Here is an 18,860-nt window from a genome sequence, read left to right on the forward strand (position 1 = left end):
CTAGGAGCCTGTTTAGTCCAGCAGGCTCCTGGTTAGTCAGGTGTGTTATTTATTAGTTTGATAGAGTTCGGCAACTTTGTTCCAGTCAACGATATCCCACCACGCGTTAATGTAGTCTGGGCGGCGGTTTTGGTAGCGTAAGTAATAAGCATGCTCCCAAACGTCAAGGCCAAGAATTGGTGAGCCTTTGATTTCAGCAATATCCATTAGAGGGTTGTCTTGATTCGGTGTTGAAGTAACCTGTAGTTTACCTTCGGTGTTGACAATTAGCCAAGCCCAGCCCGAGCCAAAGCGTGTCAAACCTGCTTGAGTGAATTGGGTTTTAAATGTTTCAAAATCGCCAAACGTTGATTTGATGTCATCGGCGAGTTCGCCTTGTGGTGCGCCCATGCTATCGGGCGTCATTAGGTCCCAAAAAAAGCTGTGATTCCAATGGCCGCCGCCGTTGTTACGCACAGCAGGAGAGATGCTGCCCGCATTTTGAATCAGGTCAAGCAAGTCTTTTCCTTCATTCTCTGTTCCAACGATCGCATTGTTTAAGTTGGTAATGTAGGTGTTGTGGTGCTTAGTATGGTGGATCTCCATCGTTTGTGCATCCACCGCGCTTTCAAGTGCATTGTAGTCATATTTCAATTCTGGAAGTATAAAACTCATGTTTGTGTGTCCTTATGTTAAATGAATGAAGCTTTTTTATTTTAATGAATATTTGTTCATAAGTAAATCTTGACAGCTTTGGTCGGAAATTAAAATAAAAATGGATGGGTTATAAGGATTTCTGATGGCGAACTCTTGTTAGGAGTTGGTGCGGTGTTTATCGAGGTTGTGGGTGCTTAAGGGGCTGGTTTTTGTTGGCCAATTGGTGTTTGTGAAATTAGTATGCATGTTTGGGTTAGGTTGTAAATTAGGTTTAAGTATAGTTGTTGTTATCAATAGTTGACTTAATGTATTGATTAAATACTATGGGTTGCATAAGTTATTTCAATTGGTAACAAGGTGGCGGCTTGAGTATGATGGCTCTTGAGTTCGTAACAACCTTTAAATTAGAGGTATCATAAGTATGGCAAATCAAACATTTAATGCCGGTGTACAGGATTACAAGTTAACCTATTGGACACCGGACTACACTCCACTTGACACAGACCTATTGGCTTGTTTTAAAGTTATTCCACAAGCTGGCGTACCTCGTGAAGAAGCCGCTGCGGCTGTTGCTGCAGAATCTTCAACGGGTACATGGACTACTGTTTGGACTGACTTGTTAACAGACATGGAGTTCTACAAAGGTCGTTGCTACAGAATTGAAGACGTACCTGGTAATAAAGACGCGTTTTATGCATTTATCGCTTACCCGCTTGACCTTTTCGAAGAAGGTTCTGTTGTTAACGTACTAACTTCATTAGTTGGTAACGTATTTGGTTTTAAAGCCGTTCGTTCTTTACGTCTTGAAGATATTCGCTTCCCTGTTGCTTACATTAAAACATGTGGTGGCCCGCCTGCTGGTATCCAGGTTGAGCGTGATCGTTTAAATAAATACGGTCGTCCTATGCTAGGTTGTACTATCAAGCCTAAGCTAGGTTTGTCAGCTAAGAACTACGGTCGCGCTGTTTATGAGTGTTTACGTGGTGGTTTGGATTTAACCAAAGACGACGAAAACATCAACTCACAGCCTTTCCAGCGTTGGAGAGATCGTTTCTCATTTGTTGCGGATGCAATCAATAAAGCAGAAGCTGAAACGGGCGAAGTTAAAGGTCACTACCTAAACGTAACAGCGGCAACTTGTGAAGATATGATGGAGCGTGCTGAATATGCTAAAGAGTTAGGTGTGCGTATTATTATGCATGACTTCCTAACTGGTGGTTTCTCAGCTAACACGTCATTGGCTAACTGGTGTCGTAAGAACGGTATGTTGTTACACATTCACCGTGCAATGCACGCTGTAATTGACCGTAACCCTAACCATGGTATCCATTTCCGCGTACTAGCTAAGTGTCTACGTTTGTCAGGTGGTGATCACTTGCACACAGGTACTGTTGTAGGTAAGTTGGAAGGTGATCGTGCGTCTACTTTAGGTTTCGTTGATCAATTACGTGAAGCGTTCGTTCCAGAAGATCGTTCACGCGGTATCTTCTTTGACCAAGATTGGGGTTCAATGCCTGGTGTATTCGCCGTAGCTTCTGGTGGTATCCATGTATGGCACATGCCAGCGTTGGTTAACATCTTTGGTGATGACTCAGTGCTTCAGTTCGGTGGTGGTACGCAAGGTCACCCAGGTGGTAACGCAGCGGGTGCCGCAGCTAACCGTGTAGCCTTGGAAGCCTGTGTTAAAGCACGTAACGAAGGTCGTGAACTTGAGCGTGAAGGTGGAGACATTCTTCGTGATGCAGCGCGTCATAGCCCAGAGCTTGCAGTTGCACTAGAAACTTGGAAAGAAATTAAGTTTGAATTCGACACTGTCGATAAACTTGACGCTTAATTTTCACCAATATTATTAGATTAAGGAGAATTCTATGTCAGTAATGGCTTCAGGTGATTTCCGCACAAAGCGCACCTATGAAACTTTTTCGTTCTTGCCACCTTTAACTCAAGACGAAATTTACGCACAAATCGTTTACATGATTAACCAGGGTTGGGCACCTTCACTTGAGCATGATACACCTGAAAATGGTGGTGCTTACTACTGGGGTATGTGGAAGCTACCTTTCTTCGGTATGCGTGATCCTAACCTGGTTCTTGCTGAGCTTGAAGAGTGTAAACGTGCTTATCCTGATCATATGATCCGTATCGTTGGTTATGACAACTATACTCAGTGCAAAGGTCACGAGTTTGTTGTTTACCGTCCACGTGGTCTGTAATTAGAAAGGCCAACTCTTAGGAGGCTATGCATGAGTGATAATACTCAAGCCTTGTCGGGTCGTGCATTATCTCGCGCGAGAAGACAAGCATTAACAAAGGGCAAAGGCGCAAAGATTGATTATGCTGCTCTTGCTCAGAGTACCTCTGCACCTGTAAAGAGTTCGGCGCCTGCGCGGAGTGAACCTTCGTTCGCTCCGTCTAGTCCCGCAAGATCATTTGATGTCAATCCGCAGCAGGCTATTTTGTCTGCCGGTAGAAAGGCATCGATTGAGCGTCGAAAACAACAGGTAAAAGGTAATTCACGTAACAATACCCAGCCGACTCGTCAGCCTAGAAAGCCGATTGAGCCAGTTATTGAGACGACGCCTACTCAAGCCGTCGCTAACGTTGAGCGCAGTTTTGTTCCGCCTATGAGTGCGAATACAAGCCGTGCAAAAGTTAATCCTGTAAAGTCTAGTGCAACCAATCAACCTAAAGGGCGATTAATTGCGCGTTCATACAGAAAAGCGGCTTGTGAAGGTAAAGCTAAATTGCAAGCGAAAATGAGTCAAAACAGTGCATTAACTTGCATTGCAACCTCAATGGATCCAGATGCAAGCTGTCGTGATATTGCACGCCAAATTCGTGAGCAACGTGCTACACAAGGTAAGGTTAAAGCTACTTCTTCTGCGCGCCCGACAGGTCGCATGTCAAAAAAGCCCGAGAGCAACTCACCTAGTAAGGTTGGGTTTGCGATGACGTCTCACGAACAAGAAGTAAGTGGTACTGTTTTAGCAACTACACAAAAAATGACAGGCTCGGAAGCGGGTTCATGTCGTGTAATTTCTGGAACAGAATATACCGGTCCTGATGAATATCAAGCAAAATGTAGTTTTAAACCTGATCCATCTATACGGAAGGTTGCGATGACCTCGACTATTTCTGGCAGAACAGTGAGTGGTACTGAAGTCGGTTTATCTGAATCAGTTACGGGTACTGAGCCAGGGCAGTGTCGTCATGTAACCGGCACCGAATATATGCCTGCTGATCAAGGTGAAATTTTTTGCGGTACAAGAGCGCCAGCGGGTGTATCTAAAGTCAGTCAATCACGCACAGCGAAGAACCAAGTGATCTCTGGTCCCTCAATGAATAAACGTGAAGACATGACAGGTATGGACGCAGGGGAGCAGCGTCATATCACGGGTAGTCAGTATGTGTTTAATAATTCACCTATTGTCAACAAGCAAACACGTGAAATGCGCAGTTCTATTATGTCGGCACCAAGTAAGGGTGATTCAAACTCTACGGGTGCGGGTAATAATGTTTCAGGTACTAATGTAAATTTTAATGCGCCTGTTACAGGCGATGATGCTGGTTTTTGCCAAAGTTTAACTGGCGGTGAATATCAATCACAGCAAATTCGTCAAGAACGTTGCGGTGACTCACTGACGGCGGCAGTTAAGAAAAGCATCGAATCACAAACTTTCAACGGTCAAAAAATCACCGGCGATCGTGCAGGGCTTGGTGGTAAAATCACTGGAGCAAATGCGGGTTTGTGTAAGAGTGTAACAGGCTCGTCTTATTTAAGTTTTGATGCTACGGAAGGTTGTGCTGTTAACAAGACAGCCCTTAAGCCTGATGCACAAGCAAAATCAACGCAATCCAATGTAGGTCGTCCAATGACCGGCATTCAGCCAGGTCCTTTAGGTTTAACAGGCGCTCAAAAAGGCGTGTGTCAACCCGTGAGTGGTACGGCTTATGTGGGTTCAGATCATGCTTCTGCGTTATGTCAGGTAGGTGCGCCAGCCAGCATGGGCGATTCAGATTTTCCAGTAATGATGAATCAGCAAATGCCGATGATGGCTTTAAGCATGCCAATGCATAATTATGGTTATGTACCCCCTTTGCAACAGCCCGAAAATATTTTGGTAGGTTCTGAGGAGTTAAGTGAAGCGGACAAGGTAGTCTCTAAAATAACCGGAGATGGTTCAGATAGTGGGCATTCCATTACTGGCGATTCTTGGGGTAGAGACGCGAAGGTCAGTGGAACAGGGGGACGTTCGGCTCAAAAACGTAATGTTTCGATTCCTGGTAACCGTTCAGTAATGAATGCAGGCGCGAGCAGTTTTCGACCTAATGAGAACCCAAAAGTAGCAGAAATTAGTCCGATAACCGGTTCCTCTGGTAACACTAGAAATGGTGCATCAGTAACGGTATCTGGCGGTGCTAGAGCTTAATAGGCAAGATTGTTAAGTAGGTTTTTATGAAGCTTAGAGCACCTTCGGGAAGAGTTATAACGAATAAGTTTATAAAGTCTAAGCTTCAAAAAAGACAAGAAAAGTTAAGCTATTCATCCAGTTTTACAAGCCCGCTTGTTTTGAGTGACTTGATTTGGGTGAATAGTCATCTTATAAATGCAGCACTGTTTTTGAAGTTTAAGACTGTGCAGGGAAAAACATCAGATTGTGTGATTAAACAGCTTATTACGTTACTTAATCAAACGCAGTATGATGAGTTTTTTATTGAAAATGCTAAATCCAAAGTTTTTCGTTCTACGGGTATAAAAGTGCCCTCAGACGATTTAAGAGGTGCATGGTTTAGATCTGTTAACTTATGCTCTTTGCAGGCAAAGCTAGTTTTTATCAGCCAGTTAGCCTTTTTAATAGAAAACTCTGTGGATTCAGAACAAACAATGAATCAAGATGGTCTACTTTATTCATTTAGTGGTAAACATTGGCAAGCTAAAGGCTTGTTACCTTCTGGTTTTCAGGAGGGGCGTGCCGTTTTAATTGAGATTGTTTTGAGTGTATTTAGCCAAGTAGATAGCTTGATAAAACAAAAAAAGCCAGTAGATATTAAAGTGTCGAGCGGTAAAGATGTGATATGGATTTCGCTAAACGAACGAGCCGATAAAAAGCTACAGGGGAGGCAACATTCTTCCGATGGCTTGTGTATGATGTTAAGTTCATGTCGGAGTGAACACCTGGTCGAATTGTCACTGGGCGAGCAATCCATAGTCGTTGACCTGGGTTTGCTTACTAGGTTGTTTGTCGATTTTCCTGATGATAACCAGTTATTATTGACTCAAGGATTTGTACAAAAAATGTTAGCGAATTTGGCTTTGGTGTTAAGTTACGATCAGCGTAGATTCATATTTATGTTCGTTCATCTTTTAGCTTTGAGTATTTTAATTAATCGCAAGAATTAACATTCTAGCTGTTGCTTTAAGGAAAGAGTTTAGTTATGAAAATAATGTTGGTTGATAAAGCCATAGTGTCAACAAATCGTATTCCAACGATGGACCATAAACCATTGTTAGTCGTTCGGGATAAGCCGGGCAGTACCCCAATGGTCGCGGTTGATGCGGTCGGTTGTAAGCCGGGAGATTGGGTTTTGTGCGTAGGCTCATCCGCCGCAAGGGACGCAACAGGTACTAAGGCTTATCCGAGTGATCTAACAATTGTTGGAATTGTTGATTATTGGGAGACCGAATAGTGGAGATTCATCAGGTAACGGGTAACTTAATTTTAACAAGTCGGCTTGATAACTTAGGTCACTTACCTGTAAAAGTTTTAAAAAGTGTATCCGGTAGTCGATTGGCTGCGGTCGATCCTATCGGATGCAAAGTTGGCGAGTGGGTATTTACCATCGCCAACTCTGCGGCTCGCACAGCTTCCGGTGATGAGAGAACCTTAACAGATTTGACCATCAGCGGAATAATCGATAACTGGGTAATGGATTAACTTGGTTTTTTTGATGTGTTTGATTTTTAATCATTCACACATTGCAGGACGTAAATAACGTTGTTATTTAACTTTTTTAACAGTTACGAACTCACTTTTTAATGTAATTTGTTAAATTAATCTTTTAGGAGAAAATTATGTCAACTGAATATGGTATTGCTTTAGGTATGATTGAAACGCGTGGTTTGGTTCCGGCTATTGAAGCGGCGGACGCTATGACTAAAGCAGCTGAAGTACGTTTAGTATCTCGTGACTTCGTTGGTGGTGGTTATGTAACTGTGATGGTTCGTGGCGAAACAGGTGCGGTAAACGCAGCGGTTCGTGCGGGTGCGGATGCGTGTGAGCGTGTAGGTGATGGTCTTGTTGCTGCGCATATTATTGCACGCCCTCACAAAGAAGTTGAACCGGTTCTTAACGGTAACCTAGTTCAAGCTTAATTTTAGCAATTTTGATTTTAACTCTGTTACGAACTCAAACATTACAGCGTTTACTATCAATATGGAGATTTTAGAATGGGACAAGAATACGGTATCGCGTTAGGCATGATTGAAACACGCGGTCTAGTACCCGCTATTGAAGCTGCTGACGCAATGACTAAGGCGGCTGAAGTTCGCTTAATTACGCGTGAGTTTGTGGGTGGTGGTTATGTGACCATTATGGTTCGTGGTGAGACGGGTGCGGTTAACGCAGCCGTTCGTGCCGGTGCAGATGCGTGTGAGCGCGTTGGTGACGGTCTAGTTGCTGCACATATTATTGCTCGCCCTCACAAAGAAGTTGAGCCGGTTCTAGTTGCAGGCATTAGCCCAGCTACCCGTCTATAATGTGATTGAACCTAGATGTATTTTCTAGGTTTAAGGAGTAGTTATGACTTATCAGAAACAAGCTAGAGCTAGTGTGATGGCCGGAGTAGGTCAGTATGCTAGACCAGAGATGCGTTCAATGGGGACAATGAATCCTCAAGTTCTTGGCTTTCTCGGGCGTGCGATGAGTCTTGAGTTTAGTGCTGCTCAGCAATATCTTGCTCATGCTGCGCTTTGTCAGAAGCGTACTGAAATGGATTTTGCAGAACAGTTTGTACAGCTTGCAAATGAAGAGTTCCGCCATGCCTCTGAATTAACAGAGCGTATGGTCGATCATGGGGCCTTGCCGTCAGGTTCAATTCTGAGTCCGGCAAAACCGGCTTTTAATATTATTGAAGCCTTATCAATTTGTGAACTCAATGAGTTGCAGTTGATTAATCTTTATGAGCAGGCTTATGGATTAAGCTCAAATCTTGGTATGGTTGCTGATGCGGAATTATTCGGTCGCTTATATGAAGAAGAAGTAGCACAATTAAACCGTATTCGTCATTGGTCAGCTGATTATGTGGCCAGAATGCATGCGCCTCAGCCTATGACCAAAGGTTTTGCAGTATGAGTAGCTGGAAATTATCGAGAAACGGCTTAAGTTTGGAAGTGAAATATGTGTTTGATGGTTATAGTTCGTTAAGAGACTTTTTAGATGAGGTCGCTAATGTAACAGAGTCATTAAACATTCACCCAAACATGAGTTTTGGTCGAGATTATGCCAGTCTTATCATTTATGCAGCCGGTGAAGGCTTATCTGATGCTGAAAAAGCACTTGCTGAAAAAATTGATTTAATTTATCAACAATTTAAGTAGTGTTTATTGGTATTTAAAAGGCTGGCTTGTCCAGCCTTTTTTATGAACAACGCTTTTTTATGAATTTGATGAGAACCTGGTTTGGTGCTTAAAAAGAATGCCAAATCAGCTTTATAAGAAACACTTATTGGTAACACCAAATTAAATGTTTTTAGCCCGACGGCATCGGGTGTTAGCCTGTGGAGCAAAATCGTTGGATTTCGTTGTGAAGCAGGAACCGGTTTTAATTGAAAGGCATGCCGCTATAAAGTTGAAACGCTCGGATACAAAGCGTATTTGAGAAATCCTGTCTTTTTTGGGGGGAGGGTGCCAATGAATTGCAATCAAACTAAGCTAAAAGCTTAATGGATTCACCTAGGTGCTAAAGGATGTTTTTAGCAGTTAAAACCCATACAGTGACTTTACGAAGCTGTTGATTTTGATAAATTATTGGGAATCTTTTTATGGCTACAACAGAATTAGAACAAAAAACAGAACAAAATACGAATCTGTGTGCAGGCAAATCATGCGCTGCATTTCAAAAAAAATACGTCGTACGTGACGTTCAAGCGGGTGTGATTACCGCAGCTATGGCTATACCCCTTTCGATTGGTATTGCTATCATGTCAGAGTATCCCATTCAAGTAGGTTTAGCAACGGTTGCATTTGCATCGTTTATTGGTTGGATGTTTGCCTGGTTTAGACCCGGTAACTTTATTGGCGCACCGGGTATTGCAGCAGGTTTAGCGCCCATTCTTGCCATGGGTGTGTCGATGTTTGGCATAGGGAATATGGCTTTTATTATCTTCTTGACGGCTACTTTTCAGGCCATTATTTGGAAGTTTAATTGGCAGCGTTATATCTTGCAGCTGGTTCCGACTTATTTGGTGGAGGGGTTGCTTGCAGGTATCGGATTAAAAATTGTACTCGCCTTTTTACTTTTTACCTATGAAGTGCCCGTTGAATTTGCATCGGCGGATTCTTTTTTCACGGCTGAGCGTTGGATTGTAATTGGACTGTCTTTAGTTGGTGCCGCCTTGTTCTTATTTCTGTTTAAAAAGTTTAAGGACCGCCAACCTGCGGTGCCTTATTTTGCGCTTATTGTCTATGGGATAGTGGCTTCTTTAGTTTTACCTGTAACCATGTTGCATGTTGAAGATGCCGAGCTTGCTTTAGCTTTGCCCATACCTGATTTTGGTACACCTGCTCTATGGGCTTATGCGATCGGCTTTGCGTTAATGCTCGCTATTATTGATGTGATTGAGCAGGTGATGAGTAATGCGGCGATTGAGAAAATAGATCCGTTAAAGCGTAAGTGTGATAGTAATAACAGTCTACTCTCTATCTGGGTATCCAATATGGGCTCGAGTTTTTTTGGCGGGATGACCAACCTAGATGGGTTGGCTAAAAGCTCGACTAACCGTTTAGCTGGTGCGTATACTAAGTTATCTGTATTGGTGATTGCGTTAGTTATCAGCTTTTTTGTAATCAATATTCAATACCTTGATTTTTTACCTAAATTTGCGCTTGGTATTATTATGATTTTTGTGGGTATCAAAATGATTTTGGGCTTGATGCATGTTGCCCATCACGGGCGCTATGCATTGTTGCTAGCGGTGCTCTGTGGCTTGTTGGTTTATTGGGTAGGGATATTTGAAGGTTTACTGATTGCCTTGGCCGTGCATGCATTTATCAACTTTGTGATCTTCAAAGAACGCGACAATATTGGTACAAATGATATGGTAAGAAACTATATTAATAAGTTTAAAGAGGAAGACGGTTTAAATTAATATTGATAACCTATTTATTTTAGTCAATGATTAGGTAGTGAAATACCAATTTTACTTGATATGTTTTTTAGAATAATATGCTAAACCATTAGGTCAACTGCTTTATTTGGCCTAATAGACTCAGGGGGGGCAAACGCTTTGAGTCTTTCACTATTTTTTTAGGGGGTTAGTATGGGTTTAGATGCAATATTAATACCGGCTATATTGTTTTTTGCCTTGGGCGTGTTCGCTAAGGTCATTAAATCGGACTTAAAATTTCCCGAAGGTTTATCTAAGGGTTTATCGCTTTATCTTTTAATTGCTATAGGTTTAAAAGGTGGTGCGGAGTTAGCCAATGCCGAATTAGGTCTGGCGATAAAATCTATTATGTGGGCCATCGTGCTGGGCTTCCTAACGCCGATTATCGGCTATATGATTTTGCGTTTCCGTGACAAGATTGACAGAATGAATGCGGCGGCCATTACCGCGCACTATGGTTCAGTGAGTGCAGGTACGTTTCTTACTGCGATTGCCTTTTTAGATGTTAGTGGCATTGAGTATGAGACCTACCCGATCATTATGATGGTGGTGATGGAAACCCCAGCTATTATTATCGGTTTGCTATTAGCGGCGCTTGCTCGAAAGCAATTGCAGCAGCAAGAGGCGGGTGAAACGGTAGCGACGCCTTGGAAATCGTTATTACACGAAGCCTTAACAAATGGTAGTGTGGTGCTTTTGATTGGTGCGATGGTGATTGGTGCTATCTCAAGCCCTGAGGCGATGGAGAAAGTGTATCCTTTTTCACATGAAATTTTTATGGGCGTTCTATGTCTGTTCTTGCTTGATTTGGGTATGGAAGCGGCACGTCGAATGAAGGCTTTTAAAGAGGTCGGTGTCACACTGGTTGCTTTTGGTATCATTATGCCGTTAATCGGTGGCACCATTGGTATGGTTGTAGCCGCTAGCTTCCTCGGCTTTGGTGTCGGTGGTACGCTATTGGTCGCAATACTGGGCGCGAGTGCCTCTTATATTGCTGTGCCACCTGCCATGCGCATGGGTGTGCCTGAAGCGAATCCTTCGTACTACCTGACTTTGGCGTTAGGCGTCACGTTTCCATTTAACGTGTTAGTCGGCATTCCGTTGTTTTATAACTTATCAATTTGGTATATAGGCTAAAGGGAGGGGGACCATGAGTTGCGAACAGAGATTAATTCAGATTATTACATCGAATATCTTAGAAAACCGGGTCAAGAAGTTGTTTAAAAAGCTAGGTATTAAATCGTTTACTAGTTTTGGTGTGAACGGTGAGGGTGATACCGGGCTTCAATCTGGGCATTTTGATGCCGATAGCAATGTACTTTTTATGTTATTGCTTTCGGAAGAGAAGATGCTTGAATTGGTCGAAGAGTTAAACAAAGATATTCAAAAGGGTTATCATCACTTTGTGTTTAGTTTGAATGCACAAATGCATACACCTTATAAATGTAAATCTGAAGTTTAATGAAGGTGGCCTGACATGAAGGACGATAAAAAAAACTTATCCAATTATCTTGTCAGGCATCTTACCTTACGACAAATTCAAGTGTTTGAGGCTGTAGCACGTTATCAAAGCTTTACCAAAGCCGCGGACGCTTTACATCTAACGCAACCGACAGTGTCTACTCAAATCAAAAGTTTTCAAGAGTCTTTAGGTGTAGCGCTTTATGAGCAAATTGGGCGCAACATTTTTTTAACCGAAGTGGGTGAGCAAGTTGCACTTGCTTGTCGTGAAATGTTAAGTAACCTGTCCAATCTTGAAATTAAGTTAAATGATTTTAAAGGGAAGCGAAAAGGTCGATTAAGAATTACCGCAGTCACCAGTGCGAAGTATTTTTTACCTTTGGCATTGGGTGAGTTTGTGAAGAGTTATCCAGAGATTGAGCTTGAATTTACGGTCTGTAATCGTGATAGTTTATTGAAGCGGATTGAGGAGAATCTGGATGATCTGTACATTATGGGGCAAAAGCCGCCTAGCAACTTGGATGTGGTTGATATTCCTTTTACCCCTAACCCTTTGGTATTGATTGCGCATCAAGATCATCCTTTTGTAGGGCGACGTGCGATTCCTTTATCAGAGATTGCCAAAGAGCCTATCTTGATGCGTGAAATTGGTTCCGGAACACGCTCTGCGGTAGAGGATAAGTTTCATCAAGCGGGCTTAAAATTAAATGTACGCTTAACATTGGAAAGCACTGAAACCATTAAACAGGCCGTGTTTGCGCATTTGGGTATTGCTGTTGTGCCCATGCATGCGGTGTATTTGGATGGGGCGAAAGGGCCGATATCGATTTTGGATGTAGAAGGTTTTCCACTTGAAAAAGAGTTGAATATTGTGTATCCAACGGGAAAATCCTTGTCGATTATCGCCAGAGCATTTTTAGATTTGTTGCAACAAAAAGGTGCTCAGTATTTTCAGCTCCCTCGCGCTTGAATATTTATAGTTTAATGCTTGAATATCTTGAATGTGATAGACTGAAAACGAGTAAAATAAGCAAATAGTTTGTATAAGGAAAGCTGAATGAGAAATCAATCTATTAATATTACCGGCACAGCGGGTATTGAGTCTTCTAGACAAAGTCGTGTGAGCTTAAATAGTGCATTACGCAATCCATCTGAAGCCGTAACAGGCGTGTCAAGACGTCCTATTGATACCGTGGTAGCCGTTGAACAAAGTTTTTGCGCGCCTATGGATGAAAAATTGGCAACGGAATTGTTCAAAAAATGGAATGAAGCGTTGCAAACGGGTAATCCTAAAGCCGTGGCGGCGCTTTATTCTGAGGACGCGGTATTGTTACCAACTGTATCAAATTTAGCGCGCACTAATTTAGCTGAAATAGAAGATTATTTCGCTCACTTTTTAGAAAAGAAGCCGTATGGCACTATTATTCAGCGAAATGTCAAAAAAGGTTGCAATAAGTTAACGGATGCAGGTATTTATTCATTCCGTTTGACAGATCATACCGGCACAAAAGATGTCGCCGCACGCTACACTTTTGTGTATGAGCATCGCAACGGTGGTTGGAAGATTGCCCATCATCATTCATCGGTTATGCCAGAGTAATTATGCTACGAAAACGCCATTATTCACAAGCAGGCCTGGTTGCTCAGCCCCAAAAAAAGCTGGTGCTTGCTTCGCGCAATCAAGGCAAGCTAGCTGAAATGCAATCTATTATGCAGGGTTATGAGGTATATCTTCAGTCTGAGTTCTTTGAAGAGCAAGCGGAAGAAACCGGTTTAAGCTGTATGGAAAATGCCATTTTAAAAGCGCGCTTTGCTGCTCATCGTACGGGCTTGCCTGCGATTGGTGATGATTCAGGCTTGTTTGTGGATGCGCTACAAGGGATGCCTGGCTTGTATTCAGCACGGTTTGCGGGTGAAAATGCGACTGATCAGCAAAATGTTGACAAGCTTTTATCTGTTATGCGTGATATTCCAGAAGGCCACCGTCAAGCGAAGTATGTCTGTACGATGGCGTATGTTCGTTATGCCTTAGATCCTCTGCCGATTTGTGTGACGGCAGAATGGCCGGGTTATATTTTTCATGAGCAGCGAGGTAACCAAGGTTATGGTTATGACTCGGTGTTTTATTTATTTGGACAAAATGCAACCGTAGCACAGCTGATGCCAGCGCTAAAGCAATCTTTAAGCAATCGTACGGTCGCGTTGCGGGCGCTCTTGGCGCAAATCGATTAATTGACGCCTAAGGTTAAACATTATGATTAAACTTCGAACCTACATTTTTATTAACTCTTTGCAGCCACAAATTGCATCTTATATGGGAACGGCGGCGCAGGGTTTCTTACCTGTCCCAGGTGATGCCTGTTTATGGATGGAGGTCGCGCCTGGTATGGCGGTTCATCGCTTGACAGATATTGCGTTGAAAGGCTCTAATGTGCATTTAGGTCAACAGGTCGTTGAGCGTGCATACGGTTCGATGGTGATTCATCATCGTGATCAGAGTGATGTACTCGAGAGCGGTGAAAAAGTATTAGATTATTTAAACACAGAAGAGTGTTCTCGTCAGAAATGTCATATTATGTGGAATGAGATTATTCGTTCTATTATGCCGGATCATGCCGTATTGATTAACCGAGACAATCGCCGTGGTTCGATGATCCTTCCTGGGCAGAGCATGTATATTATGGAAACGGAGCCAGCGGGCTATATTGTGTATGCGGCTAATGAGGCGGAAAAAGCGGCGAATATTACTTTAATTGAAGCACGTGCTGTGGGGGCTTATGGGCGCCTGATATTAGCGGGAAATGAGGCGGATATTAATACAGCGGCTGAAGCCGCCACAAAAGCGATTCAAAATCTGAGTGGCGTTTAAGATTATCAAACTAGCTTAAAGCTACGGATAAAAAAGCGCTATAAAAGCGCTTTTTTATCGTCAAGCTCGCTAAAAAGTTAATCAGGCCAAACTCGACGTGCGGGCAGTATTTTGGGCTTGTCTTCTGTAGGCTTAGTGTCAGTCGCTTTTTCAACTGGCTTGGCGACTGGCTTTTTAGCCGGTGCGGGTTTTGCTGTAGCCGCAGGCTTTGTTTCTTCTGTTGCTGTTGTGCTGGTGTCGGTTGTATCGTTCATCTTACTGGTTGTCTCCGTTGTTGTTTGTGCGTTGTTTGCAGTGGCCTTGGCGGCAGTGGTTCTTGGTTTGCGTCTAGTGACCATGGATTTCCTCCCATAATTGTTGAATTTCTTCAGTTGCTTTTGTGTTGTTCATTTCGACGACGCCATAACCTAAGCTGATGGCATCACGATAAACTTTACGATCTCGAATAATCGTGTTTAGCAGATGAATATCTTGATAATCTTTTAGGTATTCTTTAGCTTCTTCCACTTCTTTTACCGAGGTGTTAGTTGGTGCGAGGGTGAGTGCCGCTCTTACTTTGAGTTTTGAGTTGTAGTCCTTGCTTAGCGTGATAATTTCTTGCAAGCTTGGTAAAACATCGAGATCTGGCTGTGAAGGTCGAAATGGAATCAATAACACATTCGCGGCTGTCATGCCGGTACGCAACTCTCGAGAGTCGCGGCCACCGGCATCGACGATCACATATTCATAGCGTTTGCCCAAATCCAGAAGTGTGTCACGAATGTTGTCAAAGGCTTGAACGTGATTAACTTTGGGTTTGTCTGTTTCGATGCGGTCCAGTGCCCAGTTGGATGAGGTGGCTTGACGATCGGCATCGACAATAATCACGTCTTTTCCTTGGGTGACCAGCAAGGCAGCAAGGTTAGTGGTGAGTGTGCTTTTTCCGCAACCGCCTTTAATGTTGGCTATTTGTATAATCATTGTTTCTGGTTACTCGATTATGTTTTGTCTGATTATAACTGATTCGGCTGAGTTTTTTAACTGTTAATAGATATTGTCTAGCCTTTCTGGTGGTGGGGGCATGTCACTGAGCTTTTCGACTTCATTGGGTGGTAGTTGGACAAAGTAGCCTTTTGATTCAATCGATTGGTAAACCTTGGCAGCGTCTTCTCGACCCAGTTTGCGGTTCGGGGTAAGCTCGAAGTCGGTGACATAATGGGTTTCACCAAACATGACCTTGAATTCAGCGGGTAAGGCATCTAGTCCTTTTTGTTTGTCAACAAACACATAAAGCTCTTCTTTTTTGCTACTCTTATAGGCTGATACGCTAATTGGGTTCATTGGTTATTCCAGACTCGTTTAAAACGCATAGTTTATCAAACTATTTAGCCCGGATGTTTCATAAATTCGCGTGATGATCGCGCAGGATATTGGTTTCCCAGTGCTTTTTTCGAAGGAGCGCTGTAGTTATTCATACAGCCGACTGAGGAAAAAGTGCTGGGGAATCAATAGACAAGCGAGGGCGCGTGAACTTTATGAAGTATCCGGGCTAGATAACGTTTTAAACAAAATCTTAGCTTATCGCTGTTGGCGGCTTGACCCTTGCTAGGGTATGCATAATAATTGCGCTTATTTGCACAATTTTCAAACTAAGAGAAGACGACTGTCAACAACCCCGGGCTAATGCCCCAAGGGCACGTAGAGCCCGAGGCTTGAGGGAACGATAAGCCTAGTTGACCAGAGGGCTTGATCTTGGATTAAGCAGCAGACGATAATGGGTCGTTAAGACTTACCAGTGGGTGCTTCCTTAGCCCACTGCTCTAAAAGGCGTTGAGAGTCAACAACCCCGGGCTAAAGCCCGAGGCTTGAGGGAAACCAAAAGCCTCGTTGACCAGAGGGCTTGATTTGTATTAAGCAGTAGACGATAACGGGTCGTTAAGACTTACCTTGGGATGCTTCCTTAGTCCCAAGCTCTAAAAGGCGTTGAGAATTCTGGCATAGGGTGCGTGCCGAATCTTGATGTCGCCACTTCGGTGGGAGCCGGTTATCGTCAATCTCGAAGGGAGATGCCGAAAGGCACGTTACTAGTCCCGTAAGGGTAATAATGGGAGGATACCGTGTCGGTATTTGTATTAGCAAAAAACAAGAAGCCGTTAATGCCTTGTTCAGAGAAACGCGCAAGGCTACTGCTTTCTCGGGGGCGTGCGGTGGTGCATTTGATGGTGCCGTTTACGATTCGGTTAAAAGGCCGCACTGACGGTGCAATTCAGCCACTTCACGTCAAACTTGACCCTGGCTCAAAGCAAACCGGTATGGCGGTGGTACTGGAATCCAAGCTGGATTTAAAGGTGTTGTGGTTAAGTGTGATTCACCACCGCAGCCATCAGATCAGTGAACAGCTTACCGCACGACGTGCTATGCGCCGCCGTCGCCGTAATCAGCTTTGGTATCGGCCTGCACGGTTTGACAACCGCACCCGGCCTAGTGGTTGGTTAGCGCCTTCACTGCAGCATCGTGTCGATACCACGCTGGCTTGGGTTAAAAAACTATCCAAGCTAGCACCGGTATCGGACATCGGCTTGGAGCGGGTGAAGTTTGATATGCAGAAAATGGTGAATGGTGATATTGCAGGCGCTGAATACCAACAAGGCACGCTGTTTGGGTTTGAGGTGAAAGAATACTTGCTGGCCAAGCACAAGCATACCTGCGCCTATTGCAACGGAGTAAGCGGCGACAACCGGCTTGAGGTGGAACACGTCCAGCCTCGCTCAAAAGGCGGCGGCAACAGCGTTAAAAATCTGGTTATTGCGTGTCGGAGCTGCAACGAGGCGAAAGGCAGCCAACTTCTTCCAGAATGGAAGCAATCGCTGGGCAAATCCAAGCTGGATAAATCTCGCGCCATCGGGATTGAGAAAACCATCAAGGGCAAGTGGACAGGTTTGCGGGATGCGGCGGCGGTGAATACCACGCGTAATGCTTTACTGCATGAGCTGTTACTGTTCGCAAAAGACAATGTATCGGTCTATACCGGTACAGGGGCGATGACCAAGTTTAATCGCAAGCAACAAGGTATTTCCAAGCATCATGCGCTTGATGCATTGTGTGTCGGTGAGAGCCTCAAGCCGGTTAAAAACTGGACCAAACCGGTACTGGAGATTAAATGCACGGGTCGCGGGAGCTATCAGCGTACACGACTGAACAAGTTTGGTTTTCCACGCGGTTATTTAATGCGCCAAAAAGCGGTGCATGGCTTTCAGACCGGCGATCAGGTTAAAGCGGTGGTTCCCAGTGGGAAAAAGCAAGGTATTTACACAGGCCGTGTGGCGGTTCGTGCCAGCGGAAGTTTTAACATCCAAGCCGCCAATGGTTTGGTTCAGGGCATTAGCCATAAGCACTGCACGTTAATCCAACGTGGCAGCGGTTACGGCTTTAATTTAACAACGATAGCATTAACTCACGGAGAACGCGAGAAACAGGCGGCCTAACGGCCGGCGCTATCCCTCACCGGGCTAAACCCCGGTGTCTCTCGCGCAAAAGCAGGATGAAATCGAATTTTGATAAAAAACTGACTCGCATTTGTGTATTAGGTGGAACGGGCTTTGTGGGCGAGCAGGTAGTAAGGCAGTTATCTTTACAGAATTATCAGGTGCGGATGGTGGTAAGGCGTGCTGAGCGCTTTCGTCATATTAATCTTTTGCCCGGAGTAAAGCTTGTTGCTTTGACTGAGGGTTATGATGAAGCTTTTTTTAAAACCTGTTTTAAAGATGTAGACGTCATTATTAATTTGTTTGCTGACCAAACCTGTCAGACAGAGTCTATTGCCGATGATCAGCTCGTTGAGTTGACGCAGTTAATTAAGCAGGTGGCGGAACAGTCAAAAATTAAACGAGTGATTCAGTTGTCGCAAATTGGGGCGAATGCCAGCCAAGCGGCCAATCCTTGGTTAAAGCAGCTGGGTGAGTCGGATGCGATTACCCATAATATGGCATCGATTTCTACTACGATTATGCGTGCGGGCTTGTTAATCGGTGCGAATGATTATACTAGCGCTTTGTATGCTAAACAGCTTGGGCGTGGAGGTTTGGCGATGATTCCCAATGCTGAAAAGCAAGTCCAGCCTTTGTGGGTAAATGATTTTGCCAAGGCCTTGGTATCTAGCATTAATAATAGCGCTTTGCACAACGCCAGGCTTGAAGTAGTAGGCGAAGAACGCATGACGGTTATGGAGTTGGCGGAATGGGTGAAGACCTTGATGGATTTGGATAAGGCTATGCTTTTGCCAATGTGTCAGTTAAATGCGAAGTTCATGTTGTTGTTGGGCCCGCTTGCTCCGTTTAGAACGGTGAGTGCGACGCAGCAAAAAATCTTGGCGCAAGACTTGATTAGCGAACAAGACTTTGTAGCACATTTCGGTTTTGAGCCGGTTAGTTTAGAGTATGCTCTGTCGAGTTTTGTCGCGAATCATCCGGTTAAGTATCGCTATGATTACTTCAGACAGTTGGCGGGACGTAATCAGGCCGACTTTAAATAA

Annotated in this window: 23 protein-coding genes; 19 read left to right on the top strand and 4 right to left on the bottom strand. The window is 43.9% G+C overall.

From position 1 onward, the window contains the following. Positions 1-45 precede the first annotated feature (45 nt). Complete coding sequence (locus NA59_RS01005; RefSeq protein ID WP_044406638.1) at positions 46-654, bottom strand: superoxide dismutase; 609 nt, start codon at positions 652-654, stop codon at positions 46-48. Between the two features lie 403 nt (positions 655-1,057). Between NA59_RS01005 and NA59_RS01010 the strand changes: the two genes are divergently transcribed. The 17 genes from NA59_RS01010 to NA59_RS01090 all read left to right on the top strand — a co-directional run bounded on the left by NA59_RS01010 (position 1,058) and on the right by NA59_RS01090 (position 14,350). Beyond that, a complete protein-coding gene (locus NA59_RS01010; protein ID WP_044406641.1) occupies positions 1,058-2,470 on the top strand; it encodes a form I ribulose bisphosphate carboxylase large subunit in 1,413 nt (470 codons plus the stop codon). A 34-nt stretch (positions 2,471-2,504) separates the two neighbouring features. Beyond that, positions 2,505-2,849, top strand: a complete 345-nt coding sequence (locus NA59_RS01015) for a ribulose bisphosphate carboxylase small subunit (RefSeq protein ID WP_044406644.1) — start codon at positions 2,505-2,507, stop codon at positions 2,847-2,849. A 30-nt stretch (positions 2,850-2,879) separates the two neighbouring features. Beyond that, positions 2,880-5,066 carry a CsoS2 family carboxysome shell protein gene (locus NA59_RS01020; protein WP_044406648.1) on the top strand — a complete coding sequence of 729 codons (2,187 nt, stop codon included), beginning with the start codon at positions 2,880-2,882 and terminating at the stop codon, positions 5,064-5,066. Between the two features lie 26 nt (positions 5,067-5,092). Further along, a complete protein-coding gene (locus tag NA59_RS01025; RefSeq protein WP_044406650.1) occupies positions 5,093-6,037 on the top strand; it encodes a hypothetical protein in 945 nt (314 codons plus the stop codon). Positions 6,038-6,081: 44 nt separating this feature from the next. Then, complete coding sequence (locus NA59_RS01030; protein WP_269763820.1) at positions 6,082-6,324, top strand: carboxysome peptide A; 243 nt, start codon at positions 6,082-6,084, stop codon at positions 6,322-6,324. Then, entirely contained in the window at positions 6,324-6,572 is a 249-nt protein-coding gene (locus tag NA59_RS01035) for a carboxysome peptide B (protein WP_044406654.1), read from the top strand. The genes NA59_RS01030 and NA59_RS01035 overlap by 1 nt, the downstream gene beginning before the upstream one ends. A gap of 137 nt (positions 6,573-6,709) precedes the next feature. After that, positions 6,710-7,009 carry a BMC domain-containing protein gene (locus NA59_RS01040; RefSeq protein WP_044406655.1) on the top strand — a complete coding sequence of 100 codons (300 nt, stop codon included), beginning with the start codon at positions 6,710-6,712 and terminating at the stop codon, positions 7,007-7,009. 75 nt (positions 7,010-7,084) lie between these two features. After that, positions 7,085-7,393: a BMC domain-containing protein gene (locus NA59_RS01045; RefSeq protein WP_044406658.1), complete on the top strand. Its 309-nt coding sequence runs from the start codon at positions 7,085-7,087 to the stop codon at positions 7,391-7,393. A 43-nt stretch (positions 7,394-7,436) separates the two neighbouring features. Beyond that, the gene (locus NA59_RS01050; protein WP_044406661.1) at positions 7,437-7,988 is read left to right on the top strand and encodes a ferritin-like domain-containing protein; all 552 of its coding nucleotides are present in this window, start codon (positions 7,437-7,439) and stop codon (positions 7,986-7,988) included. Next, positions 7,985-8,233: a 4a-hydroxytetrahydrobiopterin dehydratase gene (locus NA59_RS01055; protein ID WP_044406664.1), complete on the top strand. Its 249-nt coding sequence runs from the start codon at positions 7,985-7,987 to the stop codon at positions 8,231-8,233. Before NA59_RS01050 ends, NA59_RS01055 begins: the two co-directional genes overlap by 4 nt. A gap of 443 nt (positions 8,234-8,676) precedes the next feature. Then, on the top strand, positions 8,677-10,002 hold the full coding sequence (locus NA59_RS01060) for a SulP family inorganic anion transporter (protein WP_044406667.1): 1,326 nt from the start codon (positions 8,677-8,679) through the stop codon (positions 10,000-10,002). Positions 10,003-10,173: 171 nt separating this feature from the next. After that, positions 10,174-11,157 carry a sodium-dependent bicarbonate transport family permease gene (locus tag NA59_RS01065; protein WP_044406670.1) on the top strand — a complete coding sequence of 328 codons (984 nt, stop codon included), beginning with the start codon at positions 10,174-10,176 and terminating at the stop codon, positions 11,155-11,157. A gap of 13 nt (positions 11,158-11,170) precedes the next feature. After that, positions 11,171-11,482 (top strand): P-II family nitrogen regulator, encoded by a 312-nt coding sequence (locus NA59_RS01070; RefSeq protein ID WP_044406674.1) that lies wholly within the window; start codon positions 11,171-11,173, stop codon positions 11,480-11,482. Between the two features lie 15 nt (positions 11,483-11,497). Beyond that, positions 11,498-12,451: a LysR family transcriptional regulator gene (locus NA59_RS01075; RefSeq protein ID WP_044406677.1), complete on the top strand. Its 954-nt coding sequence runs from the start codon at positions 11,498-11,500 to the stop codon at positions 12,449-12,451. An 87-nt stretch (positions 12,452-12,538) separates the two neighbouring features. Then, positions 12,539-13,081, top strand: coding sequence for an SgcJ/EcaC family oxidoreductase (locus tag NA59_RS01080; RefSeq protein WP_044406680.1), 543 nt, complete (start codon positions 12,539-12,541; stop codon positions 13,079-13,081). Positions 13,082-13,083: 2 nt separating this feature from the next. After that, positions 13,084-13,713 carry an RdgB/HAM1 family non-canonical purine NTP pyrophosphatase gene (gene rdgB, locus NA59_RS01085; RefSeq protein WP_044406683.1) on the top strand — a complete coding sequence of 210 codons (630 nt, stop codon included), beginning with the start codon at positions 13,084-13,086 and terminating at the stop codon, positions 13,711-13,713. A 22-nt stretch (positions 13,714-13,735) separates the two neighbouring features. After that, a complete protein-coding gene (locus NA59_RS01090; protein WP_044406686.1) occupies positions 13,736-14,350 on the top strand; it encodes a BMC domain-containing protein in 615 nt (204 codons plus the stop codon). A gap of 77 nt (positions 14,351-14,427) precedes the next feature. Here the strand turns inward: NA59_RS01090 and NA59_RS01095 are convergent, their stop codons facing one another. The 3 genes from NA59_RS01095 to NA59_RS01105 all read right to left on the bottom strand — a co-directional run bounded on the left by NA59_RS01095 (position 14,428) and on the right by NA59_RS01105 (position 15,670). Then, positions 14,428-14,688, bottom strand: a complete 261-nt coding sequence (locus tag NA59_RS01095) for a hypothetical protein (RefSeq protein ID WP_044406689.1) — start codon at positions 14,686-14,688, stop codon at positions 14,428-14,430. Beyond that, positions 14,678-15,310 (bottom strand): AAA family ATPase, encoded by a 633-nt coding sequence (locus NA59_RS01100; RefSeq protein ID WP_044406692.1) that lies wholly within the window; start codon positions 15,308-15,310, stop codon positions 14,678-14,680. Before NA59_RS01100 ends, NA59_RS01095 begins: the two co-directional genes overlap by 11 nt. Positions 15,311-15,373: 63 nt before the next feature. Further along, positions 15,374-15,670 (bottom strand): YcgL domain-containing protein, encoded by a 297-nt coding sequence (locus NA59_RS01105; RefSeq protein ID WP_044406695.1) that lies wholly within the window; start codon positions 15,668-15,670, stop codon positions 15,374-15,376. 776 nt (positions 15,671-16,446) lie between these two features. On the opposite strand from NA59_RS01105, the gene iscB reads away from it, so the two are divergent. Then, complete coding sequence (gene iscB, locus NA59_RS01110) at positions 16,447-17,814, top strand: RNA-guided endonuclease IscB (protein ID WP_083944828.1); 1,368 nt, start codon at positions 16,447-16,449, stop codon at positions 17,812-17,814. A gap of 56 nt (positions 17,815-17,870) precedes the next feature. Then, the gene (locus NA59_RS01115; RefSeq protein WP_044406699.1) at positions 17,871-18,860 is read left to right on the top strand and encodes an SDR family oxidoreductase; all 990 of its coding nucleotides are present in this window, start codon (positions 17,871-17,873) and stop codon (positions 18,858-18,860) included.

This window comes from Thiomicrospira microaerophila (assembly GCF_000934765.1).
In the GTDB taxonomy this organism is placed as follows: domain Bacteria; phylum Pseudomonadota; class Gammaproteobacteria; order Thiomicrospirales; family Thiomicrospiraceae; genus Thiomicrospira; species Thiomicrospira microaerophila.